General features: G+C 48.5%; 14 protein-coding genes and 1 pseudogene. 4 read left to right on the forward strand and 11 right to left on the reverse strand.

Annotation, left to right across the window (positions count from 1 at the left end; genetic code table 11):
• Positions 1–63 precede the first annotated feature (63 nt).
• A complete protein-coding gene (locus tag H6F94_RS08875; protein WP_190801879.1) occupies positions 64–276 on the forward strand; it encodes a hypothetical protein in 213 nt (70 codons plus the stop codon).
• A gap of 83 nt (positions 277–359) precedes the next feature.
• Positions 360–1,226 (forward strand): annotated as a pseudogene (locus tag H6F94_RS32200) (transposase family protein).
• 398 nt (positions 1,227–1,624) lie between these two features.
• Here H6F94_RS32200 and H6F94_RS08890 read toward each other — a convergent pair.
• Together H6F94_RS08890 and H6F94_RS08895 are read right to left on the reverse strand one after the other, a co-directional pair.
• A complete protein-coding gene (locus tag H6F94_RS08890; protein ID WP_190801882.1) occupies positions 1,625–1,894 on the reverse strand; it encodes a hypothetical protein in 270 nt (89 codons plus the stop codon).
• Between the two features lie 471 nt (positions 1,895–2,365).
• A complete protein-coding gene (locus tag H6F94_RS08895) occupies positions 2,366–3,664 on the reverse strand; it encodes a 5'-methylthioadenosine/S-adenosylhomocysteine nucleosidase family protein (protein WP_190801883.1) in 1,299 nt (432 codons plus the stop codon).
• A gap of 141 nt (positions 3,665–3,805) precedes the next feature.
• On the opposite strand from H6F94_RS08895, the gene H6F94_RS08900 reads away from it, so the two are divergent.
• The gene (locus H6F94_RS08900) at positions 3,806–4,357 is read left to right on the forward strand and encodes a hypothetical protein (RefSeq protein ID WP_190801884.1); all 552 of its coding nucleotides are present in this window, start codon (positions 3,806–3,808) and stop codon (positions 4,355–4,357) included.
• Between the two features lie 389 nt (positions 4,358–4,746).
• Here H6F94_RS08900 and H6F94_RS08905 read toward each other — a convergent pair whose 3' ends face one another.
• On the reverse strand, positions 4,747–5,016 hold the full coding sequence (locus H6F94_RS08905) for a transposase (protein ID WP_190801885.1): 270 nt from the start codon (positions 5,014–5,016) through the stop codon (positions 4,747–4,749).
• 2,056 nt (positions 5,017–7,072) lie between these two features.
• Between H6F94_RS08905 and H6F94_RS32205 the strand changes: the two genes are divergently transcribed.
• The gene (locus H6F94_RS32205) at positions 7,073–13,807 is read left to right on the forward strand and encodes a beta strand repeat-containing protein (protein ID WP_190801886.1); all 6,735 of its coding nucleotides are present in this window, start codon (positions 7,073–7,075) and stop codon (positions 13,805–13,807) included.
• Positions 13,808–14,160: 353 nt separating this feature from the next.
• Here the strand turns inward: H6F94_RS32205 and H6F94_RS08915 are convergent, their stop codons facing one another.
• From H6F94_RS08915 to H6F94_RS08950, 8 genes are all read right to left on the reverse strand, one after another.
• Positions 14,161–15,141, reverse strand: coding sequence for an alpha/beta hydrolase (locus tag H6F94_RS08915; protein ID WP_190801887.1), 981 nt, complete (start codon positions 15,139–15,141; stop codon positions 14,161–14,163).
• Positions 15,104–16,132: an aldo/keto reductase gene (locus H6F94_RS08920; protein ID WP_190801888.1), complete on the reverse strand. Its 1,029-nt coding sequence runs from the start codon at positions 16,130–16,132 to the stop codon at positions 15,104–15,106. The genes H6F94_RS08915 and H6F94_RS08920 overlap by 38 nt, the downstream gene beginning before the upstream one ends.
• A 76-nt stretch (positions 16,133–16,208) precedes the next feature.
• Positions 16,209–17,405 (reverse strand): L-dopachrome tautomerase-related protein, encoded by a 1,197-nt coding sequence (locus H6F94_RS08925; RefSeq protein ID WP_190801889.1) that lies wholly within the window; start codon positions 17,403–17,405, stop codon positions 16,209–16,211.
• Positions 17,406–17,415: 10 nt separating this feature from the next.
• Entirely contained in the window at positions 17,416–17,982 is a 567-nt protein-coding gene (locus H6F94_RS08930) for a VOC family protein (RefSeq protein WP_190801890.1), read from the reverse strand.
• Positions 17,983–17,999: 17 nt separating this feature from the next.
• Complete coding sequence (locus H6F94_RS08935) at positions 18,000–18,893, reverse strand: aldo/keto reductase (RefSeq protein WP_190801891.1); 894 nt, start codon at positions 18,891–18,893, stop codon at positions 18,000–18,002.
• Positions 18,890–20,116 carry an MFS transporter gene (locus tag H6F94_RS08940; RefSeq protein WP_190801892.1) on the reverse strand — a complete coding sequence of 409 codons (1,227 nt, stop codon included), beginning with the start codon at positions 20,114–20,116 and terminating at the stop codon, positions 18,890–18,892. Before H6F94_RS08940 ends, H6F94_RS08935 begins: the two co-directional genes overlap by 4 nt.
• A 192-nt stretch (positions 20,117–20,308) precedes the next feature.
• The gene (locus tag H6F94_RS08945; protein WP_190801893.1) at positions 20,309–20,932 is read right to left on the reverse strand and encodes a hypothetical protein; all 624 of its coding nucleotides are present in this window, start codon (positions 20,930–20,932) and stop codon (positions 20,309–20,311) included.
• Positions 20,933–21,829 (reverse strand): glucose 1-dehydrogenase, encoded by an 897-nt coding sequence (locus tag H6F94_RS08950; RefSeq protein WP_190801894.1) that lies wholly within the window; start codon positions 21,827–21,829, stop codon positions 20,933–20,935.
• Positions 21,830–21,849 lie beyond the last annotated feature (20 nt).

Below are 21,849 nucleotides of genomic sequence, written 5' to 3' on the forward strand. Positions count from 1 at the left end.
TTCCGGATAATTATCCTATTGATGGTAAGTACAGAATGAGTACCTACCATCAACATTCTTCGTATGTATCCAGATAATTTCAATGGTTATAGTTTTGAGCAATTAACATGGTGGCGAACTAAAATTTTAGCTGACTTACAGCAAGCGGAAGAACAGGCGATAGATGCGGGCATAGACCCAGAAGAATTAAAGATAATTTTATCAAAAGGTATAGCTTTGGGGAAAGTTGAAAGCAAAATAGACCTGTTGCGAAATAGGAGGAGGAGAGTAAAGTGATTTTTAAAGTGATTTTTAAGAGTCGTGTTGGGGTGCGCCAACCCCATGATCGATATCGCTAGAGCCTGTCCTCCAACCGTTTGATGAAAGCCCTCACTGGGCTCTCTCCTACTGAGTTCCAACACTTGCTCCCTAGTTTCGAGGACTGCCTGCAAACAGCCAATCCCTCCCTTCACCGGCAGCGCCAACGAGCACCAGGAGCAGGACGCAAGCACACCCTCGCCGAGGCCAGTGGCAAACTCTTCTTCAGCCTGTTCTACCTCAAGTGCTATCCTACCTTTGATTTGGCTAGCTTTTTCTTCGGCGTCAACCATTCTCAATGCCATCGCTGGCTGCACCAACTGCTGCCCATCCTTGAGCAAGCCCTGGGCCGAGAACTAGTGCTGCCTAAGCGCAATATTAGTAGCGTTGAGGAGTTCGTGCAGTTGTTTCCAGAAGTCAAAGATGTGCTGGTAGATGGCACAGAACGTCCCATCCAGCGCCCGAAGAACCAGGACCGACAGAAAGCTAACTATTCAGGCAAAAAGAAACGACATACGAAAAAGAATCTAGTCGTCAGTGATGGGCAAAAGGTGCTGATGCTGAGCGCAACAGAAGCCGGGAAGCGGCACGACTACCAGATGTTTAAGTAGTCAGGCTTAGGGGATTTCTTTGCCGGTGAGGGTTACCTGTGGGTGGACCTAGGCTTTCAAGGAATAGGTGATGACTACCCCCAGTTACAAGTGGTCATTCCTCATAAGAAGCGACGCGGGGAACAGTTGAGTAAAGAACAGAAGAGAATCAATCGTATCATTGCTCAAGGGCGAATCTTTGTTGAGCATGTGTTAAGTGGCATCAAGCGTTTAAGAGCCGTGAGCGAGGTATACCGGCATCGACGAGAGGGTGTTGAGGACCAATTCATGTTGCTTGCCTGTGGCTTGTGGAACTATCACTTGAAGTTTGCAGGATAGAGCAATTTGAGCCAATGAGATTTGGATACCCCCTTAGTAATTCTCTGTTATTTCGCAACTTCTCTAATGCAGAATCACTTAGATTAATTTCTAATTTATTAGAGAAATCGCGAAATAGTAGGTGATTGCTGAGAGGGTCCCTGAGTTGCGTTGGTTCAAATGATCTCCTTGCAACTTCAGGTGATATAGGTAGACAACATTAACTGGTTCTCAACACCCTCTCGCCAATTCTGGTACACCTCTGTCATAGCCTCAACTGATTGATGCCATTCAAGGCACGTTCGTTAAAGGCTCTCCCCTTAATGATTCAGTTGACTCTCTTTTGCTCTTGACTAAGCTGTTCCCTCGCCGCTTCTTGTGGGAAATTACCCCTCCCACTGGGGATAGTCATCACACATTTATTGAAGGCCCAAATTCACCCACAGGTAACCCTCACCAGCAAGATAATCCTTTAAGCCTGCGTGCTTAGACATCCGGTAGTCGTGCCGCTTCTCCACTGCTGTCACGCTCGCCATCAGCACCTTTTGCCCACCGCTGACTACCAGACTCTTCTTCGTATGTCGTTTCTTTTTACCTGAGCCATTGCCCTTGAGGTGCGGCTTATCCTTTGGGCACGAGATGAGACGCTCAGTGCCATCCACCAGCATATCTTTAACTTCTGAAAACAACTGCACGAACTCTTCAACGGTACCAATCTTACCCTGGGCAGCCCTAGTTCTTGACCCAAGACTTGCTCGAGAATGGGCAGCAGTTGATGTAGTTTAGGATGCCCACCCTGTGGGTGACGATTGAGAGCGGTTGGCTCTGAAGAAAAAGTCAGCCAAGTCGAAGGTGGGATAGCACTTGAGATGGAATAAGCTGAAGAAGAGTTTGCCGCTTGCGCCAGTGAGGATGGACTTGCATCCTGCCCTTCGTGGTGATTTATACTGATGAGGGGAGAGGCTAGCTGATTGCAGGCAGTAAGTGTTGAAACTCGGTCGGAGAGAGCTCAATAAGGGCGTTCATCAAGCGTTTTGAGACAAGGCATGTCTATATCGAGCATGGGTTGAAGCACCCTACCTACCACGACTACTCAGAAATCAGTGACTCAATTACTACTATCCCGCAGCAGAACTCTTGACTGGCTTAAAGGCTGAGTCTTATCTTGGAAGATTATTTCTTAGATTATGAATGTAATCAATCATTTCCAGTTTAATATCTTCTGAATAACGTTTAGGCACAGCATCTTTGAGGTTTTGTAGAGCTAATGTGTAAAATCTACCTTCTTCAGGTTTAAATGTTCTCCTTTCTTCCAAGGTAAATAGGCTTCCCTCTTTCTTAAGAAATGAATATATGGGCGGTTGATCCAAGAGCTTTCTGTGTTTTGTTAGTAAAGAGTTTTGAATATTTTCTAAATATTTCTCAAATTCCCAGTTAATTCGATTTTCTAAACTCTTATTACTTTTTACTACCCGCTTTAAATTAGGGCAATCCTCAAAGGCATCATTAACAATCCTTTGTGCTAGACTACTTCGACTAGTAGATAGCCAATCCAATACTTCTTTCAGAGTAGGACTAATATAAGGTTCCAAATGCTGATCAAGCTGAGATAGTTTGTATCGCTTCTGCTCAATATTTTCCAATGGCCGAGATTTGTCTGTCCTTAAAAACTCCTGCGTTTCCAGGGCTGTCATTGATTCTGACCTATTATCTAAGGAAAACTTTGCTAAAACCTCAAAAGTAAAAGCACTGGCATGATGAGAAGCCTTCTCCTGCCGAACCTGTTCAGATTCTACAGAATCGTCATTTTTGCCGTCAATCAAATCGGAAATTCCACGGATCACGAGCGCCTTGATGTCTGGGTAAGCAAAGACTGCACTCAGGAAGCCAAAACTCTCCATCTCAACAGCGATCGCGTCATTGTAACTTGCCCTAATGAACTTGAAAACGTCTGACTGTTTGGAAGAAATAACTTTCTCCCCAGCAGCAATGGGAGCCACAAACACATGGGGCCGAGAAGTTAAACTACTAGATAGCCGTTGTAACCACTCTCCTTTTCTCGCCTCCGATTTAGCTCTTTGCACCAGTGCATAAGCAGACTGCCCTAATGCAGGTCGGGTGAAGAATTGATTGTCTACCTTACCTGACTCATAGCCGTAGACCTTTGTTGCTGCGACTACATCACCGATCGCAACGTCTTTGATCCCTCCAGCAATCCCAACAAACAAAAGGACGTCAGGTCTGAAGTATGCGATCGCCCGTTCTGCTTCCACGGCTGCTCCCGCATTACCTGCTCCCACTTCGGCAATCCCAACTTCCCATACCTGTCCGTTCGCAACGAATTTCCCCCGCTCGTAGATTGTTCCCTGGGGATGCATTTTTTCCTGGAGATCCGTCAGATGAGTACGAACAGCCGAGTATTCAACGGATAGAGCAGTCAATATCACTGCACTAGGCATGAGCTAACCCTTCAAGTAACCTAAATACTCACTATTCTGACTACTGGATGGTGGTTTGCCTAGAGTGTGGAGAATTTTTTGACTTGCTGAGGAATGGTTTCTAATCCGTCACAATAGTTGCAGGGTTCGAAGGAGGCAGGTATGGGCAACAAAGACCAGATCCTTGAGATTTTCTTTAAGGAATATGACAAGCTGAAGTCGGAGCAGGCTCAACGGATTGGCTTTCGGGATAACTTGCTCTACGTGACTTTGGGTTTGTTTGGAACAGTCGTCTCGTTTGCAGTTTCTAACCCATCCAATTACTACGCTTTGCTGGTGGTTCCCTGGGTATGCCTGATTCTGGGCTGGACCTATATAGTCAATGATGAAAAGATTTCGGCAATCGGCAGGTATGTCCGTTACAAGCTAGTTGATAGGGTTAAGGAATACACTGGTTATATGGATGTAGACACCCTATTTGGTTGGGAAATTGCTCACCGCGACGACAAGCATCGTAAACGACGCAAAATCCAGCAATTGATTGTGGATGAAATTACATTTGTCTTTTCGGGGGTGGTTGCTCTAGCAGCATTCTGGTTTCTAGTTCCCACGCCTCCTTTAGGTGTGACGATCCTGTCTTGGGCGGAGCTTCTACTTTTAATCGTTTTGGGAGTTGAAACGTTCATTTATGCTGACCTGGAAAAGGGACAATAGGCAGTTATAGCTCCAACAGGAGTAGTGTATAAGAGGGTAGCATCAACAGAATCGCGAAAGGGAGCAGAGACTGAAATATTTTCTGGTGGGAAAACTGTCACTGGCTGGTAGCTTTGAGCCTGTGAATACGGCAATAGGTAGGGTAATTCACAGCTCGTGCTTTTGATTAGCTGCTCAATTTTTCCAGTAGACCTCTTGCATGAATAGCGAGAAAGTAAGAGTTCATAATTGAGCAGACTTGCAATCAGGTTGACTCGCAAGCCAAACCTCCTCCTGTGATGGCGGTAGCGCTCGGCTAAAATGCGGAATAGCTTCAGTCTGCGATTGGCCTGCTCAACTACCACTCGTCCATCCGGCCAAACTCCGATTGTACTGTTGTTTCGCTACCGCTAATAATCGTTTGGGCGGCTTACGGGTAGGAGACGACCATTGACATGCAGCTTGGCCAACCCTTGATAGCCCTTATCCGCCAGACTTAACTGCTGAGGATGAAAGCGAACACCACTGCGCTTGAACATTCTATGGTCATGCACCCGTCCTCGACTATAAGCAGTACAAACAATCAGACCACTCTCCTGCTCAACCAGGAGTTGCGCTTTGAGGGTGTGCCGTTTCTGTTTGCCACTGTCGTAACGACGCTGTTTTTTGGAGGCGTTCAATGGGTGTTTCTATCGCACCCACAACTACCCTATTCCATCGGTAAGCTGAGGCCTCGAAAGAGCCCGCACGCGATGAGCAGGTTCTTGACCTTCTGCACAGTTTGGCAGACCGTTGCTTCACAATGCCCCAGGTTTGGGTGACGTGAAACTAGGTACCCGCCAATAGCCTAAGCGACTGGCAGTTGGTCCTCAAATGTAAGCTTGCACTGTCCCCTAAGCTTGCCTTGGTAGTCTAGGTGAGAGGCGGTTTGAAGCTACTGGCTTTGAGGGTTCGAAGGCGCTCGTAGGTCATCTTCTGCTCCCGTTCTGACCTACTGACATCCTCTAAATCATTTGTGCAAGAGGTCTAGTGGCCTGAGCCCCATCACGCTATAGGGAAATCCAACACATGGGAGGCAAAGCGCCTTTCTCATTAGGCAAGAGCCGTTGACCCCTCTCGACCTCGAACCCGTCGGTAGCGCCGAACCAAGGCGAATTCCAGAGGCCCAGCGCAGCTCTAATGTGGGATAAGTCAACGCATTATCTTACAGACCAGGGATTGTCGAGGTTTATGAACGGCTTATCAAAAAGCTCACCCTTCTCCCCACCTCCAACCTGATTGGTCTAATGGGATTTTTCGAATGGCAACCGAACCGGGTCACTGGTGTGGCAGAAATGCTAACAAATTCACCCTTGGCCAGTACCAATGCTTTCGAAGAGCTCCAAACTTCGCTGCAAGCAACTGGTAGTCAAGGATCTGGCCGGAACTTCTCCATCACAAACATTAAGGGCACAGGAGCAACCGGAGCTTTTTGGGCGATACGAGAGAATGTTTCAGTCCGACTTCTAAGAATGTTTGTGGCAGGACGTACCAACCAAATCGATATTGACAAATTGATTACTTGTAAACGAATGGTAACCCCTAATATTCAAGGGATCCACACGTCATACCAGCACAGCAGGTCAAAGCTGGAATGGAGATAGCGATCCCGCCATCACTGGCTATGCAGCTAAGGGGAGCCCAAAAACTGGATGGGAACCAGTACCGTTGTAAGGGATCTGAGCGATAGATATTCTTGTCCTAACCAGAAGAACGTGAGCGACCTGTCTGAGCCTGAGTGAGCGCCTTACCAGCTCTGGGCTGAAGCAGAAGAAGCTATTGTCAAAACCTCTAAAAATTACTCGCAGATTCTAGGTAGCGCTTGAGTTCTTGTGACATTTCTTCACTAATTGGAACACTCCTATGCAATCCATAGGAGGTAACTTGACAGATGATTCAAAATCTACCAACACATAAGCGTTCGAGAAGTACCCGGGTAGGGTACTTCTCGAACGGGATGAATCTGACAGAATGCTGTATGTAGGTTAGAACATTAACCAGGATCAGATCAAAGGATTCACATCACCCTCCTCTAAGAAGAAGGAGTTACAAGCCTCACCGAGGCTAGTACATAGACATTAGGTAAAGAGCTCTATGACTCCCACAAATAGCGCTCTATGAGAATCAAGGAGATCAGCTTGCTAGAAAGTTCCTAAATGCACGGCCTGCCTTGGAAAAGGGGCGAGGGAAGGGCCGCCTGTGCCTTCTTCCCCCATCTGACGCTGAATACGGCTTTTTGAGCTTTTGCCAACAACGCTTGCTCAACCAGTTCAGAGCGCTTCTTCAACGGTCATAGATTCTGCTCTCACGGGCATGCCAGCTAACGTGCTTCGTAGTTCCACACTTCATCATCGTCCATGTTGGTGCTTAGTAATAGCGACTCTATTGCCCACTGGAGAAATTTATGTCTTCTTTTTCTCTACTCGCAACAATATGACCCTACGCCAATGTTTGAAACTTACAAGTGAGCTTTAGATCTTCTGCCTAACCTTTATCCGACTTTTTCCCACCTTTATCCGACTTTTTCCTATCTCGAGCTTGCTGCACAGCAGGTAAAGTGAGCTCAGAAATTGCACCAGGGACAGAACTCACAGTTTCAGCTTGCAAGGCTCGCCGTAACAGTTCTTTGTACTAGAGAGTCACTAGGCTCTCTAGGTTATCTCATCACCCTCGTAACTATCCCTAGAAGAAATTGTCATGCCTACAACTTACACTGGAACAAATTTAAACGAGCTAGTCAGCGGACTTGACAAACTCTTCAGCACAATTCAGGCTGCAATTAATACCCAAGTTCTTAGTAAAGAACTACCTATCTTCGGCAAAGGCTTAGACAACTCCTTATCACTACAAGATTTATGGAAATCTAGTGTATTTGATGGCGTAGCGCTCACTGTTGAGAATATTGCTGCAAAACTCGCCGAAGCAACCCGGGGATTGGTCTCAGTCGCATCTCAGGACGACAGTGAGATTAAGTTTCAACTTAATTTAAACTCTGTTAAGCCTCTCAAAGACCGTCTAATTGATGCTGACTTAGGCATTCCCAACATTGGGTTCGATGTCAAAGGACAGGCAGAAGCAGATCTGGGCGCCAAGTTCAATTTGGATTTCGGCGTACGGAAGGATAGCGGATTTTTCCTTGACACGTCCAAAGCTGACGAATTCACCTTTGAGCTAAACTCCTCTCTGTCATCTTTAGAGACGTCCGCTGGCTTAGGTTCATTTAAGCTGGATGTGCAAGACAATGGTACTCGATTTAACGGTAAATTCTCTCTGGATTTACAGGATATCGATACTAACAACGTTATTACTGCTTCTGAAGTTAGCGCAACGCTGAATGGCAGTGCCAATATTGGACTCAAAGCTAAAACAACATTGGGAGATTCTACTGTTCTGCCATCGTTTAACTTTGATTTCAATGCGAGCTTGCAAAATGTATTTACTGGAGAACAACCAAAAATCGCGTTCAACAATATCAATGTTGGGCTCGGCTCATTCGCTCAACAGTTTGCTGGACCAGTGCTGGATAGTGTGAATAGCGTTATCTCGCCGATTCGTCCGTTGCTAGATGGTTTGACCAGCAACATTGATTTTTTAACAAATGACTTACCCAGCGGTTTAGGTCTTGCGGGAGTGCTGGATGTTGAAACAGTCGCTACGCCTGGTGAAGTGACATTACTAGACATCTTTAAGCTGATTGATACGGTTAAGCCGATTCCTGGTCTCAATCAAAGCTTGCAATTTTTCAAGGCAGCAAAAGAAATCACCAATTTAATTGATATAGTTTCAGAAATTGTTAGCCCGAACAGCATCTCTTTGGGCAATTTTGAATTTGATCTAAGCAATCCTAAAGGTGCGACTACTAATCCCACTAGCACAGCCGCGATTAACTCTCAACTGAGCACTTTTGTACCTGGACTTAGCAGCTCATTAGATTCACTTACTGGTCTCCAGTTTCCAATTTTAACGAATCCGTTGGAGGGATTTAACTTACTTCAACAACTGGCTCTGCCAAACGTTTCTACCTCTAATCTATTGTTGGGCAGAACGAGCAATTTGTTTCTGTACGATATGCCAGCGCTGCAACTGGGCATCACCAATGTAAATGTTCCCATTCCAGTCATTCCACCGCTATTTGCCAAGATTGGGGTGGAAGAATTTACTGCGGAAGCAGATTTTGCTTTTGGCTATGACACGGAGGGAGTTACAGCAACGCTTAGCAGTGGCGACGTATTTAATGGCTTTTTTGTCAGCGATCGCGCCAATGCTGATGGCACGGGACCTGATGTGGACGAAGTGTTCTTGCTAGGTGATTTTGGGGCGAAACTCAGTCTTGATTTTGGAGTCGGTGAGCTAACAGGTGGTGGCATCATTCGCACCCAGGCAGGATTTGATCTAGCAGATTCCAATGGAGATGGCAAAGTTCGGATTGATGAACTAAAACCTCCCTTCTTCGACGAAACCTCCGGCAGAATTTCTGCCTTTCTCAGAGCCGAAGCCCGGTTGGCAGTGGGAGCTGCAATCGTCAAGAAGCTGCTAACCGATCCAGTTTATTTAGTAAACCCTGTAGCAGGGGTGCTAAAAGATCTCGCTAAAGAAGCGGGCTGGCTCAATGACATCGGCGAGTTTGTGGGGCGTACCGTTAAAAGGGTTGTAGAGGTTATCGAGAGTATTCCCGTCATTGGGGATATTGTGTCAGCGGTAAAAGAAGTCTTTGAAGAAGACGAGAGCAAGCCAGCGGACGTACTGTTCCGCATCGATAGTCCAGAGGTGGTTCTGTGGGACTTCAAAACGGGTGCAGGGGGCGGTTCAACTAGCTCTAAAGCGTTGGTCGGCGACGACAACGACAACGTGTTAAACGGTGGTTCCGGTAAGGACGAGATTTTTGGACGCGGTGGCAACGACTTGCTAAATGGCAACGGCGGCAATGACAAGCTGTTTGGTGAAGCCGGAAATGACACGTTAAACGGTGGTGACGGCAACGATATTTTAGACGGCGGTGACGGCGACGATCGACTCTCTGGTGATGCTGGCAACGACACTCTAAGTGGCGGGGCTGGCAACGATGTGTTGGAGGGCGGTAACGACGACGATCGCCTGAACGGCAATGAGGGCAGCGATCGACTCGCAGGTGGAGATGGAAAGGATGCCTTGTATGGAGGGATGGGTAACGACACGCTCACTGGGGATGAGGGCAATGATGAACTGTTTGGCGAAGCCGGAGACGATTCTTTAGTAGGTGGCAACGACAACGACCTGCTGGTAGGCGGCGATGGGGCTGACGCATTATTAGGCGGCGACGGTACTGATGATCTAGTTGGTGAAGCCGGAAACGATCTGCTAGACGGCGGTGCTGGCAATGATCGTCTGTTTGGCAGTGAGGGTAGCGATCATCTCTTGGGTAGTGTTGGTAACGATCTACTGGACGGGGGTACAGGCGATGACACTCTGTCAGGTGGTGAGGGTAGCGACAATCTAGCCGGAGCTGAGGGCAACGACACCCTCAGTGGCGACGCGGGCAACGATACGCTCAACGGCGGTGTAGGCGACGACTCCCTCTTAGGCGGGCTGGGTAACGACCAACTCCTCGGCGATGTAGGCAACGATACGCTAGACGGCGGTGCAGGTGACGATCAACTCAACGGTGGTGACGGTAACGACAGCTTATTTGGCGACAGTGGCAACGATGCCCTGTTTGGCGATGTAGGCAACGATACGCTGGATGGCGGCAGCGACAACGACCGCCTGATTGGCGGTGATGGAAATGATCGGCTGCTGGGACAAGAGGGCGATGATTTACTAGCGGGTGGCAACGGTGATGATACGCTCTTGGGCGGTCTGGGCAACGATCGCTTTGCCGGACAAGAAGGCAACGACCAATTATCTGGCGAAGCGGGCGATGATCTGCTCACAGGAGGGAATGGCGATGATCTGCTGAATGGTGGCGAGGGCAATGACCAATTATTTGGTGAAGCCGGAAATGACACGCTGAATGGCGGCAGTGGCAACGACTCTCTCGAGGGCGATACAGGCAACGACCAATTGTTGGGTGAAGCAGGCGATGACACGCTTAGTGGCGGTACTGGTGATGATCAGCTAGCGGGCGATACAGGCAGCGATCTCCTAGTAGGCGGCGCAGGCAACGATTTGATTGATGGCGGCAGCGAGATTGATACGGTTAGCTATGCCAATTCTCCGACTGGAGTCGTCGTCAACATTGACGAAACCAGCAGCTACAGCAATCCAGGCAGCACTGTTGATCCTGAACCCGCCTTCACGATCGCTGCTGGGTCTGCTACCGATGGCTTCGGGACAACAGATACCCTGCAAAACCTGGAAAACATTATTGGTTCGGACTTCAACGACGTTCTGATTGGTAATGCGGCTGAAAATGTCATCCTGGCTGGAGCCGGAAACGACCTGGTGATTGGCAATGCCGGGAATGACACGCTGGATGGCGGTACAGGGGTTAATGTCGTCAGCTATCGCCGTGATCCAGAGGCAGCGTTCATCAGCCTGGAGGACGGACGCGCGATCGACGGATTCGGCACTGTGGATAGCCTCAGCAACTTCCGAGATGTGGTTGGGTCACAGGGCAACGACACGATCGTTGGCGACGGTCAAGACAACATCCTCTACAGCGGTAGCGGCAACGATCGCATCGAAGCTCGCGGCGGCAACGACCTAGTTTTTGGCAACGATGGTATTGACGCTCTCTTAGGTGAAGACGGTGATGACAAGCTGGTGGGTGGAGCCGGGGCTGACTTTCTCAACGGTGGCAACGGCATTGATACGGCATCCTATTTCACTGCCTTATCGGGTGTCACCGCTAACCTGACGATCGCCAGAGGTACCAGCGGCGATGCCAACGGAGACACTTTTACTCAAATTGAGAACCTGGAAGGCTCCGAATTTAACGATCGTCTGACTGGGGATGCTCAAGCTAACTATCTGTGGGGTTTGGGTGATGATGATTTCTTAGATGGCCGCGAAGGCAATGACACGTTAGACGGTGGCACGGGCAACGATCGCCTATCCGGTGGAGACGGCAATGACCTGCTGTTCGGGCAAGCCGGAGACGATGCTCTAGACGGAGGTGACAGCAACGACACCCTAGTCGGCGGCAGTGGTGATGATTTTCTCGAAGGTCGCGCCGGGAACGATCGTCTGGAGGGCGGTGACGGCGATGATACCTTCCTAGGCGGAGAGGGCAATGATACCCTCTTCGGCGAAGCCGGAAACGACAACTTAGATGGCGGCGATGGCAACGACAGCTTAAGCGGCAGCACTGGCGATGATCTTCTCTATGGCAGTGATGGTGACGACCAACTGTTTGGTGATGCAGGCAGTGATGTCTTGGAGGGCGGCACAGGCAACGACCAGCTATTCGGCAATGACGATGATGACTTCCTCTACGGACAGCAGGGGAACGACACACTCAACGGCGATGCAGGCAATGACCAACTCTTTGGCGGTGAGGGCGATGATCAACTGTTTGGCGGTGAGGGTAATGACACATTAGAAGGGGAGACAGGTAACGACCAGCTGTTTGGGGAGGCTGGCAATGATCTGCTCGCGGGCAGTGATGGCAACGATTCCTTAGCTGGAGCGGAGGGTGATGATCGCCTGCTCGGAGATGCTGGTGATGATTTCTTGTCAGGGGGAGCCGGTAACGATTCTCTCAACGGAGATGATGGCAACGACCTGCTTGCTGGAGATGATGGCAACGACGCGATCGATGGTGGCAGTGGTAGCGACACGGTTCTTTACCAAGCTTCCCCTACAGGAGTCGTGGTTAACCTTAACTCCACCAGCTACAGCAGCGAAACACTTCTGGGATTGCTGCCCTTTACAATTACTGCCAGTACTGCCTTGGATGGCTTTGGCACAACGGACACCCTGCACAATATCGAGAATATTGTTGGTTCGCAATTTGCTGATGCCTTGATTGGTGACGATACTGCGAACGTGATTCAGGGGTTGGCAGGCAACGATCTTCTAGTTGGCAACGCAGGCAACGATCGCTTAGACGGTGGAGAAGGTAACGATACCGTTAGTTACCAGTTTGATCCGAATGCAGTAACGGTAAATCTGGAACTTGGTACCGCAATCGATGGCTGGGGTAACAGCGACCAACTGCTTAGCATCGAAAATGTTATTGGCTCTGCCTTCAACGACTCCCTCACCGGCAACTCTGGGGCCAACGTGATCCTGGCAGGCGCAGACAATGATACCGTGCTTGCTCGGGCAGGCAACGACACCGTATTTGGTGGTACTGGCAATGATGTACTGTCGGGTGAAGCTGGAGACGACTTGCTAGAGGGTGAAACAGGCAATGACACTTTGTCTGGCAATATTGGCAATGACACGGTAGTAGGTGGGTCTGGCAGCGACCGGATTAATGGTGGTGTTGGTAACGACGTAATTGACGGTGGGCTTGACAATGACACGCTGTCGGGTGGCGGCGGACGCGATCGCTTCATCCTTCGAGGCGGAGATGGCATCGACACAATCACTGACTTTGGTGGTGTGGGTCAAGGCAAAAATCCATCAGCGGCAATGATTGCTGAAATGGACATTCTTCAATTTGAAGGCGAAGAATTGACTGCTGAAAATATGCTGTTGACTCAAAATGGAAACAGCTTAGAAATTACATTCGAGGGTCTTGCTGAAACCCAAGTGATTCTGCAAGGCTTCCCGCTAGAAAGCCTCGACAACCTAGGTCAGGGAAATGGAGATATCAATCTAGGCAACATTGCTTTTCTGTTTAATGGTCAAGCTCAAGTTACGGATAGCTTTGACGTGTTCAATGCTAAGTGGAAAAATGGAAACCCAGACTGGAACTATGGGCATGTGCTTAATCCAGATACAGTCACCTTCCTCAACGACTTGAACAATACAATTCAAGGTTTTGATAACTCTGATGATGTTATCAACGCTCAGGGAGGTAATGATCTCCTTGGGGGGCTGGGTGGTGACGATACCCTGCGCGGTGGTACTGGCAACGACACCTTGGTTGGTGGCTTGGGGAGAGACTCTTTAGCAGGCGACGACGGCAATGACTCTCTCTATGGCCAGGACTGGGATGATTTTCTGATGGGTGGTAGAGGGGATGACCTACTGGTAGGTGACACCGGCATCAACACCCTTTCTGGTGGCTCTGGAAATGACATCTTCGCTCTTACTAATGTCGGCGAAGACACTGTGTTGGACTTCACCCTTGGGCAAGACCGCATTGGGCTCAGCAGTAGTCTTACTTTCAACCAATTAATTATCATCCAAGGCACTGGAGCTGATTCCAGTAGCACCTGGATCAAACTCAACAGTACAGGCGAGACTTTGATGACCCTTAATAATGTTGAAGCTAGCGCTCTCACAACTAGTTCCTTCTTGACGTTGACCAATCAGCAACTAAAACCCTCTCTCTCTGTCTAATCTTGGCTAGACCTGTGGCTGGCTTCTCTTTAAATTCCTGCGTTGGCACTGTTTTAGAGCAATGAACCACAGGTCTAGTGCATCATTCGAATCTGGAAATTGGGAGAAACTTGAGGGCTATGCTATGGCATTGCCAGATTCTCTGTTATACAAAACGCAAGAATGGATGTGTTACCTACGGTTTTGCCATGACTTTGATAGCCCCTCGTCCATCCATTGCGGCATATTCTTTGAGGACTTCATCCAAATCAACGATCAAATCCAGCACAGGAGAAGCATCAGTTGAAGGTTTTCCTACCTTACTATCAACCTGTTTTTGCGACAGAACTATAGTGTAGATTCCACTTAAATAACTACGTCAAATGCTTTTGCATGAATGGAACGACTGCATCCACAGCTTTATACATTTCAGGAGCCACATCATAGAAATTGAAGTGGTATCCCTCTGACCAAACCAGTTCTTTCTCGCTTTGCACCAAGTCATAAAATTTGCGGGCCTGAGCAGGAATTAAGGCATCGTCTGTGCTAAACACCAGCACCGGAATTTTGATCTTAGGAGCTTGACTAATTGGGTCAAATACTTCTACCCATTCGTCCCAGGCACCCCAAAAGATCTCATTCTTCCAGTTAGCGATCGCTCCACCTCGATGCAGATCGAAGTAATACTCACCAGGTGTGAGATTGAAGCCTTCAACGTCAGGTGTATTTGTAAAAATTTGAGTGGTTAAAAATTCACCAGTTTGCTCAAACCGCTGGCGAGCCCCTTCAGCGCGGTTGCGATTTGTTTCCAGCGTTTCCTTACCCCAAAAGGGTTCTGCTAGTGCTGGTTCATACATCCAAGGAACAACGGTAGCCAGAGCAGAAAGGCGATCGTCGCTAGCCGCAAGATAGGCAGCATTCCCTCCAGACGTACAAATTCCCACCATGCCAATTCTGCCGACAAACGGCAAGGTTTGTAAGTAGGAAACTGCTGACTGGAGATCTTTTAACTTGCTTGCAACATTCTCATTTTTTCGCGGTACCCCTTCACTTTCCCCGTAAGAGGCGTAATCAAAACTAAGAACGACAAAGCCTTCACGGGCTAACAAACGAGCGTAATTGTCAGGCATCATTTCTTTCACCGAGCTAACTGAGCCTTGACAAATCAGCGCTGGGTATTTGAGCGTGTTATCAAAATCAGTAGGAGTAAATAGATGTCCCACTAATTTCAAATTATCTCGTTGGAAACTAACTTTTTGTTTACTGGTAATTTGCATGGGAGCCTCAAAAGAAGGTAATGAACAGTGCGATCGCTCATCATCCTTCCCGGATGCTGGGAATTCGCTCAGTGCCATACTTCTGCTGATGCCAGTATGGGTAGATGGCAGGAACTTCGCTGACTTCGTTTAGGCGCTTGACTTCATCCGGGGTGAGTTTCCAACTAGCGGCTCCAAGATTGTCTTTCAACTGTTGTTCGTTGCGTGCGCCAATGATCACGGAGCTAATGCCAGGCTGATGCAAGAGCCAGTTGAGCGCAACTTGAGGAATGGTGACATTGCGATCGCGGGCAATCTCATCCAATACGTCCACAATGTCATAGCCTTTTTCTAAATCCAACGTCCCTACATCGCCAAGTTTGGCGCGCCGCGTGTCTTCCGGTTCTGACTGGCCACGACGATATTTGCCTGTAAGGAAGCCAAAGGCAAGCGGACTCCAAACCAAAATACCAACGCCCTGATCGAGGCTCAGTGGAATGAGTTCATACTCCGATTCTCGTGCCACCAGCGAGTAATAGATCTGCTGTGACACATACGGCTCTAAACCTTTGCATTCCGACACACCTAAGGCTTTCATTAAATGCCAGCCGGAGTAGTTGGAGCAGCCGATGTAGCGCACCTTGCCACTTCGAACTAGATCATCCAGTGCTCGTAAAGTCTCTTCCAGAGGCGTGAGTGCATCAAATCCGTGCACCTGGTACAAATCAATGTAATCGGTGCCTAATCGCCTCAGGCTGTCCTCACAGGCACGAATTAAGTGATAACGTGAAAGCCCGACATCATTTGCACCATCGCCCATCCGCGCAAAGGCTTTCGTGGCAATTAAAACATCGTGGCGACGTTTGCCGATCGCCTGTCCCAAAACTTCTTCTGATTTACCTTGAGAGTAGATATCAGCAGTATCAAACAGATTCACACCTGCATCAATACAAAGGTCAATCAGCCGCCGGGCCTCATCCACTTGCGTTGCGCCCATGTGCTCAAAGAACTCACCGCCGCCAAAGGTCATCGTGCCAAAGCTCAACGCTGAGACACGCAGCCCTGAGTTGCCTAAGAACCGCATTTCCATCCCATTTCTCCTAAGTTTTCCGTTGATTAGTCGCGTTGATTCATCATTGAATCCTGCGATGAAAGTGTCTTATGTTTCAGCGTCCGGGTTGTCCTTCTGTACCAGTCCAAACTCGCATAATCAAATAAGGTGGTTTACCTTCATCACGATTCGGGTTGAGTAATGGACTGCGATTGAGTTGATTGACCGTAATATAAAGCCAGGTTGGTTCTCCAAACCCAACAGAATCAGCCCAAATCAGTCGATCGTCTTGCACCAAACGGCTCAACTGCCCTTTTGGAGTCAAAACATCGATCGCATTGTCGCCAACATTGGTGATGAAGTGATTACCTGCCGTATCTATGGTCATCCCATCCGAAACGGGCTTATTTCCAACTCGTTGGATAGCAGTCGCAATTGTGCGATCGTCCGCACCGTCGCGCAACAATTTCGTTGGAACAGACCAAATACTCGTACCTGTCATTGCCCCATAAAAGAGCGTTTCGCGATCGGCGGATAAGGAAATGGGGTTGATCCCGATCCGATTGGGAGTAAATTTGCCGTTGGTTGTGCGACCTATCACTTTTCCTTCCACAACCAGATCTACATTCTCAGCCCGAAGAGATGGGTGTGCCTCAAAACGACGGGCAGTCTTGCGTTGTAAGTCAACTACAATAATGGCTGGTAGAACGGTTACGCCTGGATCAGCAATATATACAAATCCATTACGATCGTCGATCACCAGATCTTGAACCAGGGTTTTAGATTTTGGGGCAACTGCTTCACTCAGATCTAACCGATACACCAATTCGCCTGTGTTGATATCAAATGCCAACAGCTTTGGTTGCTGATCCGGCAGTGACGATCGTCCGTTGTCTGGCAGAATTGCCCATGCGCCGCGATCGATCACCCAGAGGCGATTCTGCTCGTCTAGACGCACACCATGTGGACAGTTGAGAACATTAGGGCTACTGCCAAAGGTGGTATTCCAGGCAGCATTCGGAAACGGTTTGTACTGATTGCGTCCTGTAATTTCAATTAATGCGGGTTGCTCACGAGTGCTCCGAACGACGGTGGCAAACACTCGACCATCCCGGCTGACTGCGTGATTCCAGGGGCGCAACGGCAGTTCGGCAACAACCTCCAGGGTTCCCGGTTTGGGTTGAGTACTCGTCTCGGACTGAGCCAGTCCAGTTCGAGTTGGCACGTTTGCACTGACATGTTGAACGGCTGCGAGAAGGACGATCGCACTTACAAGAACAATATTGCGTTTGTTGCATCGAACATTATTCACAGCCACACTCCTAATTCGTAGTCGCTTTGCTTTTCATCGGTCCTGAAAACTCGATCGCGTTGTCGTTATTATCCAACACAAATGCAAGGCGGCGACCAATGGGTTGATAATCATAAGCTTCAGCAAAGATTGGTACACCGCGTCGGTTCAGTTCTGCTAAAATTGCATCGACGTCATCAGTACGAAAACAAAGATGGCGATAGCCTTGAAACTGAGTATGTGCAGCGATATCAGCGGGGTCAGCGATCGCTTGTTGCGGTTCTCCACCACCGAGGATTTCTAAGCGAAAGCCATTGAGTTCCAGGTAAGCCAAATCCACACCGGGAAGTGAAGGTTCTTTCCACCGAATCACTTCCTTAAAGCCAAATTTGTCTTTATACCACTGCATCGTTTCCTCAAAATTGGGAACTCGCAGCATGATGTGATCGGCTTGGATTGAGTTGAGAGATGACTGCGACTGAGTTTGGGCAAGCAGAGGAGTTGGAACGAAGTTGGCGACCGTTAAACCGGTCGTTGCAACGATGCCAAGCACAAATGCAGCTATGATTTTCAGCGATATTTTTCTTATCATGCTCATGTGTTTATCCTTTTATTTCAGATTGACTCTGACTTTATTTTGTTCAGTGTCTCAATTTCATCATCAGTCAGTTGAATTGAAGCAACTTCTACGTTCTCTTCTAAATGCGCGATCGTGGTTGTGCCGGGAATCAAAAGGATGTTTGGTGCACGGTGGAGTAACCATGACAACGCGATTTGATTGGGTTTTACCTGATGACGATCGGCAATCTCCGCTAATGCTCCTTCTGCACTGGCAAGTGGCGCACCTCGCTTAAGGGGATGGGCACCCAAAGAACCGTAGGGAACAAAGGCAATATCATGTTTCGTACAGTAATTGAGCAAGTCTTCCTCAATTCGTTCGGTAATGCTGAAGCGATTTTGTATCGAGGCGATCGGCACAATTTGACGCGCTTCTTCCAGTTGGGCGATCGATACATTTGACAATCCAATGTGGCGAATTTTGCCTTCCTGCTGCAACGTTGCCAACATCCCAACGGATTCCGTAAACGGCACATTGGGATCAGGGCGGTGCAGTTGGTAGAGGGCAATTTGCTCTAGCTTGAGTCGTTGTAAACTGGCTTCACAACCGCGTCTGAGGTTCTCAGGACGGGCATTGGCTTGAATGCGATCGGGGGCAGGTTTGTCAATTCCACCTTTGGTGGCGATCACGAGGTTGTCCGGATACGGATGAAGTGCCGCTGCGATCAATTCTTCATTGAATCCGGGTCCGTATGCCTCTGCGGTATCAATAAAGTTAATGCCTAATTCAACCGCACGATGTAAAAGTTTTTGTCCTTCTTCCCAGTCTGAGTAAGGACCAAAGTTACCAGGCTGTCCTGTCAAACGCATCGCACCATATCCAATCCGGTTGACGAGTAATTCATTGGCGATCGCAAACGAAGAAGCAGGGTATGCAGATATATGATTCATATTGATATTGATTCAGAATTTGAGGAATGACGAGACAGATGAGCAGAAAAGTAAAGTAAGCCAAGCGCCAGCAGAGCAATGACTCCAGCCACCCAACCAGTCGCAGTTAAGCCACCAAGACGAAGCACTTGCCCCCCAACGACAGCCCCTAAACCAATGCCTACATTGCAAATCGACACATTCAAAGCTGCGGCTAGTTCTGGTGCTTGAGGTGCCAGACCAATGACGCGATACTGGTTCACAATAAATGAGGCACTGTGAGCAACTCCCCAAACAACCAGTACTGCCACAGTGACACCAGGTATTGTACCGACTAAGGACATCAACGCCATTGCGATCGCCAGCACGAGCAGCGTTAGGCTCGTTGCCCAAATGGGACGTTTAGCAACCGCTTCTCCACCCAAGAAATTGCCGAGAAGGCCCATTGCGCCAAACAGTAACAGCAATGCACTGACGAAACTAATGCTAAAACCACTGACATCTTCTAGAAACGCTGCCAGGTAGGTGTAAGCCGTGAACATTCCCGTAAACGCGATACCTGAAACTGCTAACCCGACAATCAGCACGGGTTGTTTGAACGTACCGATCTGAGCTAGCGCATTGCCTTGAGTCACGATCGGCACTTCTGGTAATGCTACCCAAAGCGCCAGAAACGCCAGAAGGGATAAGGCTGCCACTACAAAGTATGCTGCACGCCAATCGAAAACACTCGCAACAAACGTCCCTAACGGTACACCTAACACCGCTGCCATCGAGATTCCAGCAAAAACAATGGCGCTGGCTCGTCCGCGTTGGGCCTCTGGGACCAGTTGCCCTGCCGCTACACTCACCACAGACCAAAACAAAGCCAGAGCAGGTGCAGGCAAAACTCGCGCAATCAGCAGCACCCAGAAGTTAGGAGCGATTGCACACAGCAGATTTGCACCCACAAACACAACTAGCAAAAGCAGAAACAATTTGCGGCGGTTAACATGGGCGGTTAACGCTGTGAGGATGGGTCCGGAAATGGCAACGAGTAAGGCAAACGCAGTCAGCAACCAACCTGCTTGGCTCAGTTCCACGTTCAGATCACGAGCGATCAGTGGTAACAATCCCACCACGATAAATTCAAAGGTGACGATCGCAAATGCGCTAAACGCAAGTGCCCAAATGCTTTTAGGAATGAAGGAATTGGGAGGCGAGGTTTGTCTAGAGCGATCGGCTGGAGTTGAATTGGATTTCATGATGATGCTTGTGTAACAGAGTAAAAAACGCGTCTAGAAATCTCATTGATTAGACTTGTCGGGTAATAACGAGAAAAACGGCTGAAAGCTTTGTCCTACGGGGTTTATGACGATTTTTAGTAAAAACAGCGGAAAAGACTGCCACGTAAGGCTTTCAAGGATTTTCCCTTCTATTTCCCGACGACTCTATCGTTAAAGCTTTCTAGCTCCAGTCGTTTGCGTTTGGGTGGGTCTACCCGATTCGTGGCACATATTAGGCGTTCGAGACCCTGGATAGAAAAAACCATTTTCTACTCGAAATAGTTCGTGGTCGCCAAGACACTCACCTCTAGGCGGGAAAAAAGCACACCCTGTTTCAGTCACGTCCTTTAACTCGCCCACTATCAATTGCTCTCCACAATTACCAAGAGCTTGCCGCCCTTCCTCACTTTGAGCAATAAAGAACATGCTTTCGATAAATATCGTTGCTTCTCTGGTATTCCTGAGTTCAGGGCGAACTTGCCCTAGTTCATAAGGACCCGTGCTGACAAAGGAATACAATGGGCGCTGGCATTCGGCATCAGCAAAGAAGCTGTAGCGAACCACAAAGTTGGTGTCACTCCAAACATAGTGTCGCTTGAGATTAACAACAGGTAACCCTTCACCCAGGCTAAGATTTCCACATCCAACTGATTCCCACTCCCCGACTAAGTCACGGGTTGTAAAAGGCAAACTCGTTGCGGTGGTAGCAAATAACGAACGGCTTAAGCCAAGTACCAAAACCACAATCAAGACAATTTGTAGAAATCGGGACAAATATATCTTGCTTGCTTTCACCTATGCTAAATCTCCACCATCAATGACAATATCAGCTCCATTAATGTAAGGTGCGTTATCGGTGCAAAGCCACATGACTAATTTTGCGACTTCCTCAACTTGACCGATGCGCCCAACGGGAACATTCGCTTGTACAGTTTCTGCTTTTCTTTGCTGATCGCCCCCAACAAATCGATCGACCTGTGGTGTATCAATGAAACCAGGAGAGATTGAGTTGGCTCGGATTCCTTGTCTTGGGTGGGCGAGAGCGGCAGATTTGGTTAACCCGATAATGGCATGTTTACTAGCAACATAAGCTGGAATGATGGGAAAGCCAATATGTCCTGCTGTAGATGCATTGTTGATAATAACGCCGCTTCCTTGCTTCAGCATTTGCGGGATTTCGTAGAGCATTGACAGAAACACACCCCGCGCATTCGTGTTCATTACAACGTTCCAGTTGTCTAAAGTCTGTTCAACAAACGGAACGACTGTACCTTCATAACCAGCATTATTAAAAGCGATATCCAAGCGTCCATAAGTTGCCACGGTTGTATCAATCAAGTTCTTCACTTGATCAGGTACCATCACATCTGTTCTGACATAAAGGGCTTCACCTCCAGCTTGTCTAATCTCCTGTTCTACTTCCTGACCCAGATTGGTACGTCGACCACAAAAAACAACCCGTGCCCCCTCACGAGCAAAGGCGATCGCCGTACCACGTCCGATGCCAGAGGTTGCGCCCGTAATCAGGACAACTTTGTCTTCAAATCGTCTTTGGGTGATACTTGAGGCAGGAGTGGGAACAGGAGCAGATTCTTGAGCTTTTCCTGAATTGGGGTTGAGGGTGCTGGCTGCCAAACCTGCTAAAACGGTTCCACCGCCAATAATGATCTTGCGTCGTTTACTTCGTTGCATGATTGATAACGTATTGATAC

This window comes from Leptolyngbya sp. FACHB-261 (genome assembly GCF_014696065.1).
Classification (GTDB): domain Bacteria; phylum Cyanobacteriota; class Cyanobacteriia; order FACHB-261; family FACHB-261; genus FACHB-261.

Excerpts from the sequence above, each read along its gene's own strand:
- H6F94_RS08950 (WP_190801894.1), bottom strand. The coding sequence starts at position 21,829 with ATGCAACGAAGTAAACGACGCAAGATCATTATTGGCGGTGGAACCGTT.
- H6F94_RS32205 (WP_190801886.1), top strand. The coding sequence starts at position 7,073 with ATGCCTACAACTTACACTGGAACAAATTTAAACGAGCTAGTCAGCGGA.
- H6F94_RS08875 (WP_190801879.1), top strand. The coding sequence starts at position 64 with ATGTATCCAGATAATTTCAATGGTTATAGTTTTGAGCAATTAACATGG.
- H6F94_RS08895 (WP_190801883.1), bottom strand. The coding sequence starts at position 3,664 with ATGCCTAGTGCAGTGATATTGACTGCTCTATCCGTTGAATACTCGGCT.
- H6F94_RS08920 (WP_190801888.1), bottom strand. The coding sequence starts at position 16,132 with ATGGAAATGCGGTTCTTAGGCAACTCAGGGCTGCGTGTCTCAGCGTTG.
- H6F94_RS08935 (WP_190801891.1), bottom strand. The coding sequence starts at position 18,893 with ATGAATCATATATCTGCATACCCTGCTTCTTCGTTTGCGATCGCCAAT.
- H6F94_RS08930 (WP_190801890.1), bottom strand. The coding sequence starts at position 17,982 with ATGAGCATGATAAGAAAAATATCGCTGAAAATCATAGCTGCATTTGTG.
- H6F94_RS08900 (WP_190801884.1), top strand. The coding sequence starts at position 3,806 with ATGGGCAACAAAGACCAGATCCTTGAGATTTTCTTTAAGGAATATGAC.
- H6F94_RS08915 (WP_190801887.1), bottom strand. The coding sequence starts at position 15,141 with ATGGCACTGAGCGAATTCCCAGCATCCGGGAAGGATGATGAGCGATCG.
- H6F94_RS08940 (WP_190801892.1), bottom strand. The coding sequence starts at position 20,116 with ATGAAATCCAATTCAACTCCAGCCGATCGCTCTAGACAAACCTCGCCT.